We start from the raw sequence: 14,549 nt of genomic DNA on the forward strand, positions 1-14,549 counted from the left end.
GTGGGCGGGCGGGTGCCGGAAGGGCGGGCGGATGCGGGAGGGCGAGTGCTCGCGGGAAAGCCGTGGGGGACGTGGGGGAGGGGTCAGGTACGGCGCTCCGCTCCGGCCGTACGCCAGGTGCGCCGGGGCGTGAAGCCCAGCAGCTCCGTGCAGGCGGCCGTGTCGAAGAGCGAGGCGTGGTCCGGGAGGCCGCTGCGCAGCGGCACCCCCGGATGGTGACGGGCCATCAGTTCCGCGGACGGCAGCGCGGATGTCGTGTCGGCGGCCGTGACGTTGACGACGTGACAGCCGGTCAGCTCGGTCTCCAGCGCGCGCCGTACCGCCTCGGCCGCGTCCAGGGTGTGCAGCCAGCCCCACAGGTCGTGCCGCTGACCGGCCGGGTCGGCGGCGCAGGCGTCCAGGAAGTGGCCGAGCCGGTCGCCGGTCCCGGTGAAGGGCAGCCGCAGACAGACCGCGTCCAGGCCCCAGCGCCGGTGTGCGGTGCGTGCCACCTCCTCCAGCGCGGCCTTCGACAGGCCGTACGGGTCGCGCAGCACGCTCGGATGGGCCTCGTCCAGCGGGACGTAGGACGGCGAGACCGGCACCGGTGACCAGGCCAGGCCCACCGCGGCCATGCTGGAGGCGGCCACCACCCGGCGCACCCCGGCCCGGCCCGCCTCCTCGAACACCCGGTGCGCCGTCAGGCAGTTGTGCGCGAACAGCGTGCTCGGGTCGGTGTCGTTCGGGTGCGGGATCGCCCCGAGGTGCACCACCGCCTCCGCGCCCGCCATGGCCTCGCGGACCAACTCCGGGTCCTGGAGGTCGCCGGTGTGCACGCGCGCGGCGCGCGGCTCGGTCACCGGCAGCAGGTCGGTGAGCACCAGGTCGTGCCCGGCGGCCAGCAGCGCCGCGGTGACATGGCCGCCGATGTGTCCGGCGGCCCCCGTGATCAGGACACGCATCAGCCCTTCACCGCCCCGACCAGGCCGTTGACGAAGTAGCGCTGGAGGCTCAGGAACAGCAGCGCCACCGGGATGACGACGATCAGCGCGCCCGCCATCAGGTTGTTGTAGTGCGGCACGTTCGACGAGGCGAGCGTCTGGAGCCCGAGCGGCAGCGTGTACGTGCTCTCGTCGTTGAGCGAGACCCGCGTCAGCAGGTACTCGTTCCAGGTGGGGATCGCGGTGAGCAGCGCCACCGTGATCAGCGCGGGCCGGGCCAGCGGCAGATAGATCCGGGTGAAGATGTGGAACTCGTTGGCGCCGTCGACCCGCGCCGACTCCCGCAACTCCCGTGGCACGGCGCTGAAGGCGCCGGTCATCAGCAGCACCGACAGCGGCGCGCCGCCGTTGACGAAGGGCAGCACCAGACCGATGTGCGTGCCCAGGATGCCCATCTTGTTCTCCAGCAGCACGATCGGCAGCATCACCGTGATGCCGGGCACGAACAGCAGCGCGACGAAGAGCTTCTGGAGCAGGCCGCGGCCGGGGAAGTCCAGCACCGCGAAGGCGTATCCGGCCGCCGCGTACACCCCGAGCGTCAGCACCACGGTGAGCGCGGTGACCTGAAGGCTGTTCAGGAAGTAGTGGAAGAAGTGCAGTTGGTTCCAGGTGTGGGTCAGCGTGTCCAGCGTCGGGTGGTGCGGGATCAGATGGCCGCCGCGTACCACCTCGACCTGGTCCTTGAAGGCGGCCGAGACCATCCACAGGAAGGGGTAGACGCTGACCAGGCCGTAGAGCGTCAGCAGGATGCCGACGGTCCAGCGCGCGGCGGCGCGCGAGACGGCGGCCCTGGCCGGCGAGGCGGGTCCTGTGGTGCGCGAGGGGCCCGCGCCGGAGATGTTCGTCGTCATGTTCTGCTCCGCATGACTCGCAGGTTGATCAGGGCGAGCACCACGGCGGCGGCGAACAGCAGCCAGCCGAGGGCGCTCGCCAGGCCGAGCGTCGGCGCCAGGTCCTTGAGGAAGGCCAGCCGGTACGCCTCGAGGCCGAGGACGTTGGTGTGGTCTCCGGGACCGCCGTTGGTCATCACCAGGAAGGTCTGGAAGCCCTGAAGGGAGTCGCGGAGATTGAGCAGCACGACGATCGAGGTGATCGGCCGGACCAGCGGCCACACCACCGACATGTTCGTCCGCCACCATCCGGCGCCGTCGAGCTGCGCGGCCTCCATCACGCTGCGGTCGATGGTCTGAAGACCGGTGAGGTACATCAGCATCGCGACCGGCACCGCCCCCCACACGGTGACCACGATCATCGTGGGCAGCGCGGTGTGCGGGTTGCCGAGCCAGCCCTGCGGCTGCGCGAGCGACCCCATGCCGACGCTGCTGAGCAGGGTGTTGACCGCGCCGTCCGGCTGGAGGATGTACTGCCAGGCGAAGAAGACGGCGATGCCGCTGGTGACGTACGGCACGAAGTACACCGAACGCAGCACGCCCTGCATCCGCTTGGCGGAGTTGAGCAGGATCGCCAGTGGGAAGGACACCGCCACGGTCAGCAGCGGGACGGCGATCATCACGTACAGGGTGTGGAGCGCCGCGTGGTGCAGCCGGGGCGCGTAGGCCGGATTCTGCCAGAGCAGGTCCTTGTAGTTCTGGAGGCCGACCCAGTCCCAGTGCGGCGCGAAGCCGTTCCAGCGGGCGAAGCTCAGCAGGAAGCCGTAGCCGACGGTGTACAGGCCCATGACCGCGAAGAGCACGACGGCGGGGGCGACGAACAGGTAACCGGAGACGGCCTCGTAGCCGCGGCGGCGCGGGGGGCGCGCGCCGCGGCCGGCGGCGGCGCGCGCGGCCGGCCGGGGATCGCCTCCCCGGCCGGCGCCGGCCGTCTCCGTGAGCGTGGGACGGGGTGCGGTGGTCACTTGGACGTCGCCCAGAAGGAGTTGTTGAGCTTGGCCATCGCCTTGCCGGTCTGGTCCACGGTCTTCTGCTTCAGCGGCGTCAGGTCGGCCAGCACCTCACCCATCGAGTCCTGGTCGTACGTCGGCGGCCGGAAGGTGTTGTCGCTCGGGTCGTAGGTGGTCTCCGGCGTGCCGACGAAGGTCTTCAGCATGTCGGCGAGGGTCGGGCCCATCACCGAGGCGGCGTCCGCGCCGAGTTCGGTGGCGGGCACATCGGTGGCGTCCTTGGCGAACTTCGAGGCGATGTCGGGCCGCGCCAGGAACTTCATCCACTTCTCGGCGTTGTCCGGGTGCTTGCTGGTGGAGGTGACCGTCAGACCGGTGAGCGCCAGCGGGCCGAGCGCCCGGTGGGGCACCGCGCCGTCGCCCGGCGAGGGCAGGCCGAAGGCCATCACGTCGTCGGGGTTCATGCCGTTCTGCTGGAGGAAGGCCAGCGTGAAGGTGCCGCCGATGTCGAAGGCCGACTTGCCCTGGGCGAACGCCTGGTCGGCCGCGTCGATGTCGAGGGTCTGGGTGCCCGGCATCCAGTACGGCTGGAGCTGCGCGTACTGCGTGAGGACCTTGGTGCCGTCGGCGGAGGAGAAGTCCGCGCCGGCGTCCTTGCCGAACAGCGCCTGGTACTTCTCCTTGCCCAACTGGGCGAAGGCCAGCGGCTGGAGGACCCAGGTCAGACCGGTCGCCTTGACCTTCAGACCGAGGCTCACCCCGCCGTTCTTCGGGTCCTTGGTGGTGGTGGCCTTCAGGTCGGCCAGGAACTCGTCCCAGTTCGCGGGGGCCTTGGTGATCCCGGCGGCGGCCAGCATCTTCTTGTTGGCCATGACGATGCCGAAGGTCCCGGAGGTGAAGGGCACGCTGAAGCGCTGGCCCTTGCTCACGCCGTGCGTCTTGGAGTCGGCGGGCTTGGACTCGGTGTACTTCGCGTCCGTGACGGTGCCCGAGACCTGGACGCCCTTCTGGTACAGGCCGCTCCAGGCGGCGTCGACGTCGCCCGCGATGTCCTTGGCTATGCCGGTGGCGCCGAGCACCAGGTCCTCGCCGTCGGAGTGCGTCTCCAGCACATCGGGCAGGTCGTGGGTCTTGGCGGCGGCCTGGAGCTTGGTGCTGTACGCGTCGTCCGGTCCGTACGCCTCGATCTTGACGGTGATGCCGGTCTGCTTCTTGAACTCGGCCGCCGCGTTGCGCAGTCCGGCGACGTGCGACTGCTTGAAGGTCCACATCTCCAGCGACTTGCTGTCCCCCGATCCGGAGGAGCCGCCGCCGCAGGCGGCCAGCGGGCTCAGCGAGAGGACGGTGGCCACAGCGGCTGCGGCGAGTCTCGTCTTCGGGGTAAAACGTGCGAATGGTGTGTTCATGGGCCCCTACCTAGGATTCGACCGTTCAGAAGACCGAATGACGTTGGAGTGACTGAACTTAGGGTCGTGTTTGATATAGCGTCAAGACGCACGCCGCGATGGGAGTGGGCACTCTTATGCGTCGTGCATCGGCGGCGGGGAGCGGAGGATCGGTGGAATCGGTGGCAGAAGCGGCGCGCGGGCGGAAGCCCGAAGAGGTGAAGTCCGCAGCTCGGGTACTGGAAGTGCTCGAACTGCTCGGCGCGGACGGCGCCCGGCTCTCGCTGGCGGAGATGGCGACGGCGATGGCGGTGCCGAAGAGCAGCCTGCACGCCATCCTGCGCACGATGCAGGCGCGCCGGTGGGTGGATCTCGACCCGTCAGGGACGCGCTACAGCCTCGGTCTCAAGGCGCTGTTGACGGGCACCGCCTACCTGGAGGGCGACGACGTCACCAGCCTGGCGGGGCCGGTGCTCGACGCGCTGGCCGAGGAGACCGGCGAGGCCGTGCACCTGGGCAGGCTCGACGGCACGCACGTCGTCTACCTGGCCAAACGCGAGTCGCGGCACGCGCTGCGGATGTACTCCGCGGTCGGCCGCAGGCTCCCCGCGCACGCCACGGCGCTCGGCAAGGCGGTCCTCTCGCAGTACGACCACGCCGAGGTGCAGCGGCGGCTGGACTGGCCGCTGGAGAGGATGACCCCGACCACGGTGGTCGATCCCGACGCGTTCCTGGCCCAGTTGGCCGAGGCGCGGCTGCGCGGCTGGGCGGCGGACGACGGCGAGAATTCCGTCGACATCCGCTGCGTCGCGGTCGCGCTCGGCGGCGGCCAGGGCGAGGACGCGATCAGTTGCTCGGCGCCCAAGAGCCGGATGGACGACGCGCGGGTCGAGGAGGTCGCGCAGGCGGTCACCGAGGCCGCGCAGTCGCTGAGCACCCTGCTCAAACGGCTGGGCCAGCACTGACCGGCCGCCGCCACCGCGCCGACCGGCCGCGGGCCGGCCGCTGAACCGGCACGGGCCGCCCGCCGGCTCGCCGACGGCCCGCCGCCCGCCTGCCGCCGGGCCTGACGCGCTGTCGGGCCCGGCCTGACGGGCCGTCCGGCCGACCGGGGCGTGCCGACCCCTTGTGTGTCCCGCGTGGCGGGGGTTACGGTCGTTCCGAGTTTGTCAAAGTGATTGACAAACTCGGAATGCCCTCTCTACGTTCGGATACCGGTACGTCATTCCGTTACCTGTACGTGGGAGTTCGTATGGCATTGCCTGATGCCGGCCCCGCACCGCTCGCCCCGGCCCCCTGGGTCGACGAGCGCGGCGCCAAGATCCGCATCACGGCCGTTCGCACCTTTCTGACCGCCCCCCACGGGTGCCCCCATCTCATCGTCCGCGTCGAGACCGGCGAACCGGGCCTCTACGGCCTCGGCTGCGCCAGCGACCCCCAGCGCACGCTGGCCGTCCGCTCGGTGCTCGACGACTACCTCGCCCCGCTGCTCACCGGGCGGGACCCCGACGACATCGAGGACATCCACCGGCTGATCCTCAACAGCGCCTACTGGCGCGGCGGTTCGGTCACCGGCAACGCGCTCGGCGGCATCGACGTCGCCTTGTGGGACCTCAAGGCCAAGCGCCTCGGCGCGCCCCTGCACTCGCTGTTCGGCGGCAAGGTCCGCGCCTTCGCCGAGGCGTACACGCACGTCGACGGCCGCGACGCCGCCGAGATCGCCGACAAGGTCCAGGCCGCGAGGGAACACGGCTACCGGCACGTCCGGATCCAGGCCGCCGTGCCGGGCGCCGACACCTACGGCGCCTCCGGCGGCGGCACCGCGGACGCCGACGCGGTACGCGAGCGGCGCGCGCCCTGGGACAGCGCGGGCTATCTGCGGCACGTGCCGGGCGTTCTCACCCGCGTGCGCGAACTCGTCGGCGACGACGTCGAGTTGCTGCACGACGTGCACGAACGGCTCGACCCCCGGCAGGCCAGGGACTTCCTGCGCAGGGTCGAGGACGCCGGACTGTACTTCGTGGAGGACCTGCTCGCGCCCGAGGACACCCGGCACTTCAAGCGGCTGCACGACGCCTCGCCCGTACCGCTCGCGGTCGGCGAACTCTTCCACGACACCGCCCAGTTCACCGCCCTGCTGGACGGCCCCGACATCGACTTCGCGCGGATCCGCGTCCCCACCCTCGGCGGCCTCACCCCCGCCCGCAAGATCGCGGCCTTCTGCGAACTGCGCGGTGTCCGGCTCGCGCCGCACGGCCCCGCCGACGTCAGCCCGGTCGCCCAGGCCGCCACCTTGGCCATGGACATCTCCAGCCACGCCTTCGGCGTCCAGGAGGCCGCGGTCTTCAGGCCGCCCGTCCACGAGGTGTTCCCCGGCACGGTCACCGCGACCGCGGGCGGCCTCGTACCCCATGACACCCCTGGCCACGGAGTGGACTTCGACGAGGCCGCCGCCCGCCGTCATCCCGTGCCCGAACCCCTGGCCCACGACCGCTGGGCCCTGCTGCGCAACACCGATGGGAGCGTGCAACGCCCGTGACGAATCCGATCAGAGCCGGTGAACCCGGAGCCGGAGCCGACCAGGACGGGGCCGGTCGGGAGCGGTCCGCACGACGGGCGTTGGTGGTACGCGGCGGCTGGGAGGGCCACGCGCCGATCGCGATCACCGACCTCTTCCTGCCCTTCCTCAAGGACGAGGGCTTCACCGTCCAGACCGCGCAGTCGCTCGACGTCTACGCCGACCGGGAGCTGATGGCCGCCACCGACCTCGTCGTCCAGTGCTGGACGATGGGCGAGATCAGCGGCGAGCAGACCAGGGGCCTGGCCGAGGCGGTCAGGGCGGGCACCGGCTTCGCGGGCTGGCACGGCGGGATCGTCGACTCCTTCCGCGGCGACGTCGACTACCAGTTCCTGACCGGCGGTCAGTTCCTCATGCACCCGGCGGGATTCCTCGACTACCGGGTCCATGTGCGGCCCGAGCGCGCCGACCACCCGGTGATCGCCGGGATCGGCGACTTCGACGTGCACACCGAGCAGTACTGGCTGGCCACCGACCCCGACATCGACGTGCTGGCCACCACGACCTTCCCGCCGGACGGCGAGCGCGCGCACCCGGTCGTGATGCCCGCGGTGTGGACCAGGAGGCAGGGCACGGGACGGGTGTTCGTGTCCGCCATCGGGCACAAGGCCGACGACTTCGACGTGCCCGAGGTGCGGGCGCTGACCGAGAGGGGACTGCTGTGGGCGAGCCGTTGAGGATCGGCATGGTCGGCGCGGGCAAGATCAGCGGCCAGTACCTGGACACCATCGCCGGGCTCGAAGGGCTGCGGCTGACCGCCGTCACCGACCTCGACCCCGGCCGGGCCAAGGAGGCCGCCGAGCGCGCGGGCGCCGAAGTGGCTGCAAGCGTCGCGGAGTTGGTGGCGCGCGACGACGTGGACGCCGTCCTGAACCTCACCGTCCCCGCCGTGCACGCCGAAGTGGCGCTGGCCGCGGTCGCCGCGGGCAAGCACGTCTACGGCGAGAAGCCGCTCGCCGCCACCCGCGAGGAGGCCGCCGCCGTGCTCGCCGCCGCGCGCGCCGCGGGCGTCCGGGTCGGCAGCGCGCCCGACACCGTACTCGGCACCGGCACCCAGACCGCCCGCAAGGCCGTGGACGACGGGCTGATCGGCACGCCCGTCGCCGCGACCGCCTTCATGACCACCGCGGGACACGAAGCCTGGCACCCGGACCCGGAGTTCTACTACCGGCCCGGCGGCGGCCCGCTGCTCGACATGGGCCCGTACTACCTGTCCGCGCTGGTCCACCTGCTGGGCCCGGTCGTCAAGGTCACCGGCGCCGTCGCCACCCCGCGCGCCGAACGCGCCATCGGCAGCGGCCCGCGCGCCGGGGCGCGCTTCCCCGTCGAGGTCGACACCCACGTCACCGGCGTCCTCCAGCACGAAGGCGGCGCCCTCACCACGCTGATCATGAGCTTCGACATCCACGCCGCCCGGCTGCCGCGGATCGAGGTGTACGGCACCGAGGGCTCGCTGTCCGTCCCCGACCCCAACGGCTTCGACGGCCAGGTCGAGTTGTTCACCGACGGTACGTGGCAGCCGCTGCCGGTCTCGGCTGGATACCGCGGCGCGGGGCGCGGCACCGGCCTCGCGGACCTCGCCGCCGCCGTCGCCGCCGGACGCCCGCACCTGGCGTCGGCCGAACTCGCCCAGCACGTACTGGACGTGATGCTGACACTGCTGGACGCCGCGCACGACGGGACGGCGCTGCCGGTCACCAGCGGCTGCGAGCGGCCCGCGCGGGTGGATTCCGTGACACCGTAATTCCACCGAGGGCGGCAGGAAGGGCCACGGCCCTTCCTGCCGCCTTTTGCCGTTCCCAATGTCAGGTGAATTAACTGACGGCTGACTCCCTTTTCGGTTCCAAATTAGCCTGACAATTTGATAGTTGCAGGTCACGACCTGCGAGAAGAAGGAATCCGCGCGAGGCGTTGACTTGATAACACACATGGTTTTACATGGCGGTTACTGGCTGGACAGGAAGGGCTGCCGATGCATGACCGGATGAAGTCCGGCGAAGAGCGCATAGCCGCATTCCTCGCCGAACGGCTGCGCCCCGCGCTCTACCCGCAGAAGCTGCCCATGGACGTCGGCGCCTGGCACATCGCGGGCGAGCCCGTCCCCGCCGAGGTCGCGCTGCGCGCCGACTACACGCCGTTCGCCGTCGGCGAGGCGTGGGGGCGCCCCTGGGCGACCACCTGGTTCAGCGTCCACGCCACCGTGCCGGAGCGCTGGGCCGGGCGGCGTGTCGAGGCGCTGTTCGACCTCGGCTCGGGACCCGACGACGGGACGGGGGAGGGAACCGGGGCCTGGACCGGGGCCTCCGGCGGCCCGGCCGAGGGCCTGGTGCACGACGCGCACGGCATCCCGCTCCAGGGCCTGCACCCCGGCCTCGGCGCCGTCCTGATCGCCGGCTCCGCCACCGCCGGCTCGTCCGTACGGCTGCTGGTCGAGGCCGCCGCCAACCCGCGGATCGCGGCGGGCAGCGGCGCGGGCACCCGGTACGGCGACCCGGCCACCGCGGGCGACACCCTCCTGTACCGGCTGCGCCGCGCCGACCTCGCCGTGCGCGACGAGGACGTCTGGCAGCTCGTCCACGACGTGCAGACCCTCGAAGGGCTGATGCGCGCGCTGCCCGAACAGCAGCCGCGCAGGCACGAGATCCGGCTCGCGCTGGAACGCGCCCTGGACGCCGTCGACCCGCGGGCCGTCGGCCGCACCGCCGGATACGCCCGTACGCTGCTGACCGACGTGCTCGCCCGGCGCGCCCACGAGTCCGCGCACACCGTGACCGCCGTCGGCCACGCGCACCTCGACTCCGCCCGGCTGCGGCCGGTGCGCGAGACGGTCCGCGAACGCGCCCGCGCCTTCAGCACGATGGCCGCGCTCGCCGACGAGTACCCCGAACTGGTCGTGGCCGCCTCCAGCGCGCAGCACTACGCCTGGATGAAGGACCACCAGCCGCATGTCTTCGAGCGGATACGCAAGGCGGTCGCGGACGGCAACTGGGCCCCGGTCGGCGGCATGTGGGTGGAGGCCGACACCGAACTGCCCGGCGGCGAGGCGCTGGTGCGCCAGCTCGTGCACGGACGGCGCTTCTTCCGCGACGAGTTGGGCACCGAGACCGACGGCGTGTGGCTGCCCGGCGCCTCCGGCGCGTCCGCGGCCTTCCCCCAGCTCGCCGCGCTCGCGGGCGCCCGCTGGTTCCTCGGCCGCCGCCCCGAGCCCGGCCGCGGCTCCGCACTGCCGCACCACACCTTCCGCTGGGAGGGCCTGGACGGCACCAGGCTCTTCGCGCACCTCGCTCCGGTCGGGACCGACGGCGAACGCGGAACCGAGGACCCGGCGCTGACCGGCGGCGACCTCGTACGGTCCGTGGACGACTTCGCCGACAAGGGTGACGCCACCCGCTCCCTGCTGCCCTTCGGCCGCGGCGACGGCGGCCCCGACCGGTCGATGCTGGAGCGCGCCCGCCGCCTGGCCGACCTCGACGGCGCGCCGCGCGTCACCCTCGGCGCCCCGGCCCGCTTCTTCCGCGACGCCCAGGCCGAGCATCCGGCCGCCCCCGTGTGGCGCGGCGAACTCGACCTCGCGCCGCACCTGGGCACGTACACCAGCCAGGCGCGCACCAAGCGCGGCAACCGGCGCAGCGAGGCGCTGCTGCACGAGGCCGAGCTGTGGTCGGCGACCGCCGCCGTACGGCACGGAATCCCGTACCCCTACGACGAGTTGGAGCGGCTGTGGAAGAAGGTGCTGCTCCAGCAGTGCCACGACATCCTGCCCGGCACGTCGATCGCCTGGGTGCACGAGGAGGCCGAGCAGACCCACCGGGACGTACGGCGCAGGCTGGAACGGCTGATCCGGCGGGCGGTCGGTGACCCGGACGGCGCGACCGTGCTCAACGCGGGGCCGCGGGCCCGCCGCGAGGTCGTCGTCCTCGAACCGGAGGACGGCCCGGTGCCCGGCACGCTCCTGACCGGCACTCTTCCCCTCGACGCCGCACAGCCCGGCACCGCACAGCCCGGCACCGCACAGCCCGGCACCGCACAGCCCGGCACCGCACAGCCCGGCACCGCACAGCCCGGCACCGCACGACCCGGCACCGTACAGCCTCGTGCGGCGCGGCCCGGCACCGTGCAGCCGCTGTCCGACGGCCGCTTCGCGGTCCTCGCGCAGGCCCCGGCGCACGGCTCAGGACCCGCGGGCATCGCGCTCGGCGACCTCGCCCCGGTCACCGTGACGGCGGGCGCGGACGGCGGCCACGTCCTGGACAACGGGCTGCTGCGCATACGGGTCGACGCGGCCGGTCTGGTGCGGTCCGCCGCCGACCTCGGCACCGGACGCGAGGCCATCGCGCCCGGCGCGGCGGGCAATCTGCTCCAGCTGCACCGCGACGAGCCCGGCGGCTGGAGCGCGGCGCGCTACGCCCCGGCGGCCGGATCCCGCGATCTGGACCGGGCCGACCGGGTGGAGGTCACCGCCGCGGGACCGCTGCTGGCCCGGCTGCGGATACTGCGCGGCACCGGACGCTCCACCGTCGTACAGGAGTTGACGCTCACCGCGGGCAGCCACGCGCTGACCGTCGACACCGAGGTCGACTGGCGCGAGCAGGACACCGTGCTCAAGGCCGCCTGGCCGCTGGACGTGCACGCGGAACACAGCCGCGCGGAAACGCAGTTCGGCCACGTCGCGCGCCCCACGCACGGGAACACCGACGGGGACGCGGCCCGCCGCGAGTCGGTCGCGCACCGCTGGATCCACGTCGGCGAGCACGGCTGGGGCGTCGCGCTCGCCGGGGACTCGACGTACGGCTACGACGTGACACGGCACACCCGCGAGGACGGCGGCACCACCACCGTCGTGCGCAGCACGCTGCTGCGCGCCCCGCGCAGCCCCGACCCGCACGCCGACCGCGGACTCCAGCGCTTCCGGCACCGGCTGCGGCCCGGCGCCGACGTGGACGACGCCGTCACCGAGGGCTACGCGCTGCACCTGCCGCTGCGCCCCGGCCCGGACACCGGCGCCGTCACCCGACCCGATTCCCCTCCCGGCAACACTTCTGACGCGGCGTCACCGCCCCCGCTGGTCGCCGTCGACCACCCCGACGTCGTGGTCGAGACCGTCAAACTCGCCGACGACCGCAGCGGCGACGTCGTGGTCCGGCTGTACGAGTCGCGCGGCGGGCGGGCCCGCACCGTCCTGACCGCGGGCTTTCCCGCGACGGCCGTCCAGGAGACGGACCTGCTGGAGGAACGGCTCGCCGACCACCCGCACGACGACGGACGCACCCCGCTGACGCTCCGCCCGTTCCAGGTCCTCACCCTGCGGCTGATCCGCCCCCGCGAAGGCCAGGAGGGCCGCGTTGCCTGAAACACCCCACTCGCCGCTCCCCGAAGTGCCGTCGCAGGACAGGGCGTTGCCCACCTTCCCCGACGAGCGGCGCCCGCCGGGACCGCCGGACGCGCGGACGCGGGACCTGCTGCGCCAGTGGGCCGCGGGCGACGGTCCGCTCGCCACCCGCGCCAGGGTCGTCCTGCTCGCCGCCGAAGGACTGCGGGACGCCGAGATCTCCCGGCGGCTCGGCGTCTCCCGGCAGACCGTGGGCAGTTGGCGGCACCGCTGGCAGAGCGCGGGGCTGCGCGGCCTCGAACAGCGGCCCCGCACCGGCAGACCCGCCACCGTGGACGAGGCCGAGGTGGTCACCCGGGCACTGCTCGCGCCCGGCGGCAGCGGCGCCAGCCGGGCCATCGCCCGCGAACTGGGCCTGTCCCACGCCACGGTGGCCGCGATCAGACGCCGCTGGCAGCTCACCGCGGACGAGACGACACCCGCCCCGCACGTACCGACCAGACCGCCGCTGCCCGGCACCGACGTGTGGGTGATGGGCCTGTACGCCGACGCGCGCGGCGCCGTCCTGCTCGCCGGCACCCGCGCCGCGGCCCCGGCGCCGGGACCCGCGGCCACCGTCATCGGCGAGGACGTCCTGGCCGGACTCGGCCGGGCCCTCGACGGGATGCGCCTGGCCGTGGCCCCGGACCCCGGCGGCCCGCCGCCGCTCGGGCTCACCGGCTACCTCGCGGCGGCGGCCGAACACCACCCGGACATCGCCCTGCACGCGATCACCCTCTGGGAGACCGGCCGGATCTCCGCGCCCCCGCCCGGCACCACGCCGGTGACCTTCCACCAGCTCCCGGCCCGCTCCACCTGGCGCGGCTTCCTGCGCGCCATGATCGCCCTGGACAGCACCAGCCACCCCGAGTCCTCCCGGCGGGTCTACCTCGACCTGGTCGCCGCGCTGGAACGGCAGACCGCGGGCGCGCCGGGCCCGGTCCGCTGGCTGCGCGAGAACGTCGCGGGCCACCTGCGCGCCCCGCACACCCCCGAGGCCGTCGCGCACCCGCCCTCGTTCAGCGGCGTCAACCAGATCGACCTCGGCTCCTTCAACGAGTGCGTGGTGATCGAGACCGTCCGGCTGTCCGGCACCATCACCCGCGGCGAGATCGCCCACCGCACCGGACTCACCCAGCAGTCGGTCTCCCGGATCGCCCGCTCGCTGCTCGACCGCGGCATCCTCGTCGAGGACGCGCAGCGGCGCGCCACCTCGGGCAAGCCCCGCACCCCGGTGCGGCTCAGCGGCACCGCCGCGCACGCGCTCGGCCTGCACATCGACCCCGAGGTGCTGACCGCCGTCGTCATCGACCTCGACGGCGCGATCGTCTGCACCCGCACCCGGCCGGTGAGCGCCGACATCGACCCGGCCGAATTCGTCGCGCAGGTGGTCGAGTTGGGCCGCGAGACGCTGCAAAAGGCGGGCGGCGCGGTCCGCGAGGACGGCTTCCTCGGCATCGGCGTCGCGGTGCCGGGCCCGGTCGACATCGCCTCCGGTACGGTGCTCGGCCCGCCGCTGCTGTCGGCCTGGAACGACCTTCCGCTGCTCTACCTGCTCAAGGACCACTTCCCGTGCCCGGTGATCATCGAGAAGGACTCGCTGGCCGCGGCGGCGGGGGAGCGGTGGATCGGCCGCGACCGCAGGGCCCGCGACTTCGCGTACCTCTACCTCGGTACGGGCGTCGGCTCCGGGCTCTACCTCAACGGCGACCTCTACCGGGGCGTCAGCGCCAACGCCGGTGAGTTCGGGCAGCTCTGCGCCATCGCGCTGGGCCGGGTGGACGCCGACGGGCGGCCCGAGCTGCTGCCCGAGTGCAATCCGCCGGTCTCCGTGACCGACTTCGCGGTCCGCCGCGGCCTGCCCGCCGCCGACGCCGCCCGCGGCAGCACCGCCGCCTACCGGGAGGTCGGCCGGGCCGCGGCGGCCGGTGACCCGGCCGCGACGGCCGCGCTGCGCGAGGTGGCGGGCGCCGTCGGACGCGGCGCGCTCGGCCTGGTCGACCTGCTGGACATCGACCTCATCGTGCTCGGCGGCCCGTTCTTCACCGACGACGTCGCCGACTTCTACCTGGACGAGATCGGCCGCGCCGTCAACGAATTCCCCACCGCCCGCAGGCTGCGCCGGGTCGAGGTGGAGCGCTCGGTGCTGAGCGCCGAGGCCGCCGCCGTCGGCGCCGCGTCGACCATCTTCCACGCCACGTTCACCCCCCGGCTGCGCGGGCGCGAGCGGCCCTGACCGCGACCCGAGCCCGGACCGGCTCCGGGCACAGGCCGGTGAGCAGCCCGCTTCCAGCTTTTTGCAGCGAGAAGTCAAAAAATGCCGGTCCGATCGCGTTCTTTGTCTTGACGCTGCGTCAAAGATGGCAACACACTGCCCAACTGATGACGCGAGACCCGG

Annotated in this window: 10 protein-coding genes; 6 read left to right on the forward strand and 4 right to left on the reverse strand. The window is 73.0% G+C overall.

The features are described from left to right. Nucleotides 1-83: 83 nt before the first annotated feature. From ACIO6U_RS29955 to ACIO6U_RS29970, 4 genes are read right to left on the reverse strand one after another with little or no spacing between them, the layout of a single operon-like run. Nucleotides 84-941, reverse strand: coding sequence for an NAD(P)-dependent oxidoreductase (locus ACIO6U_RS29955; protein ID WP_355338412.1), 858 nt, complete (start codon nucleotides 939-941; stop codon nucleotides 84-86). Next, nucleotides 941-1,831, reverse strand: a complete 891-nt coding sequence (locus ACIO6U_RS29960; RefSeq protein ID WP_391048933.1) for an ABC transporter permease subunit — start codon at nucleotides 1,829-1,831, stop codon at nucleotides 941-943. The genes ACIO6U_RS29955 and ACIO6U_RS29960 overlap by 1 nt, the downstream gene beginning before the upstream one ends. Further along, nucleotides 1,828-2,835, reverse strand: a complete 1,008-nt coding sequence (locus ACIO6U_RS29965) for an ABC transporter permease subunit (RefSeq protein ID WP_391163838.1) — start codon at nucleotides 2,833-2,835, stop codon at nucleotides 1,828-1,830. Before ACIO6U_RS29965 ends, ACIO6U_RS29960 begins: the two co-directional genes overlap by 4 nt. Beyond that, a complete protein-coding gene (locus ACIO6U_RS29970) occupies nucleotides 2,832-4,226 on the reverse strand; it encodes an ABC transporter substrate-binding protein (protein ID WP_401723863.1) in 1,395 nt (464 codons plus the stop codon). The genes ACIO6U_RS29965 and ACIO6U_RS29970 overlap by 4 nt, the downstream gene beginning before the upstream one ends. A gap of 197 nt (nucleotides 4,227-4,423) precedes the next feature. Here ACIO6U_RS29970 and ACIO6U_RS29975 point away from each other — a divergent pair, with 197 nt between their 5' ends. From ACIO6U_RS29975 to ACIO6U_RS30000, 6 genes are all read left to right on the forward strand, one after another. Further along, the gene (locus tag ACIO6U_RS29975) at nucleotides 4,424-5,170 is read left to right on the forward strand and encodes an IclR family transcriptional regulator (protein WP_355338424.1); all 747 of its coding nucleotides are present in this window, start codon (nucleotides 4,424-4,426) and stop codon (nucleotides 5,168-5,170) included. Nucleotides 5,171-5,457: 287 nt separating this feature from the next. After that, nucleotides 5,458-6,744, forward strand: coding sequence for an enolase C-terminal domain-like protein (locus ACIO6U_RS29980; protein ID WP_355338427.1), 1,287 nt, complete (start codon nucleotides 5,458-5,460; stop codon nucleotides 6,742-6,744). Between the two features lie 80 nt (nucleotides 6,745-6,824). Then, a complete protein-coding gene (locus ACIO6U_RS29985; RefSeq protein WP_401724036.1) occupies nucleotides 6,825-7,460 on the forward strand; it encodes a ThuA domain-containing protein in 636 nt (211 codons plus the stop codon). After that, the gene (locus tag ACIO6U_RS29990) at nucleotides 7,445-8,527 is read left to right on the forward strand and encodes a Gfo/Idh/MocA family protein (protein ID WP_401723866.1); all 1,083 of its coding nucleotides are present in this window, start codon (nucleotides 7,445-7,447) and stop codon (nucleotides 8,525-8,527) included. The genes ACIO6U_RS29985 and ACIO6U_RS29990 overlap by 16 nt, the downstream gene beginning before the upstream one ends. Before the next feature lie 228 nt (nucleotides 8,528-8,755). Then, nucleotides 8,756-12,133, forward strand: a complete 3,378-nt coding sequence (locus ACIO6U_RS29995) for a glycoside hydrolase family 38 C-terminal domain-containing protein (protein ID WP_401723868.1) — start codon at nucleotides 8,756-8,758, stop codon at nucleotides 12,131-12,133. After that, on the forward strand, nucleotides 12,126-14,387 hold the full coding sequence (locus ACIO6U_RS30000; protein WP_391163842.1) for an ROK family protein: 2,262 nt from the start codon (nucleotides 12,126-12,128) through the stop codon (nucleotides 14,385-14,387). The genes ACIO6U_RS29995 and ACIO6U_RS30000 overlap by 8 nt, the downstream gene beginning before the upstream one ends. The last annotated feature ends 162 nt before the right edge of the window (nucleotides 14,388-14,549 follow it).

The organism is Streptomyces sp. NPDC087422 (assembly GCF_044744145.1).
In the GTDB taxonomy this organism is placed as follows: Bacteria; Actinomycetota; Actinomycetes; order Streptomycetales; family Streptomycetaceae; genus Actinacidiphila.

What these genes read in the sequence shown, in the direction of transcription:
- ACIO6U_RS29970 (WP_401723863.1), bottom strand. Translation starts at nt 4,226, where the DNA reads ATGAACACACCATTCGCACGTTTTACCCCGAAGACGAGACTCGCCGCA.
- ACIO6U_RS29995 (WP_401723868.1), top strand. Translation starts at nt 8,756, where the DNA reads ATGCATGACCGGATGAAGTCCGGCGAAGAGCGCATAGCCGCATTCCTC.
- ACIO6U_RS29980 (WP_355338427.1), top strand. Translation starts at nt 5,458, where the DNA reads ATGGCATTGCCTGATGCCGGCCCCGCACCGCTCGCCCCGGCCCCCTGG.
- ACIO6U_RS29960 (WP_391048933.1), bottom strand. Translation starts at nt 1,831, where the DNA reads ATGACGACGAACATCTCCGGCGCGGGCCCCTCGCGCACCACAGGACCC.
- ACIO6U_RS29955 (WP_355338412.1), bottom strand. Translation starts at nt 941, where the DNA reads ATGCGTGTCCTGATCACGGGGGCCGCCGGACACATCGGCGGCCATGTC.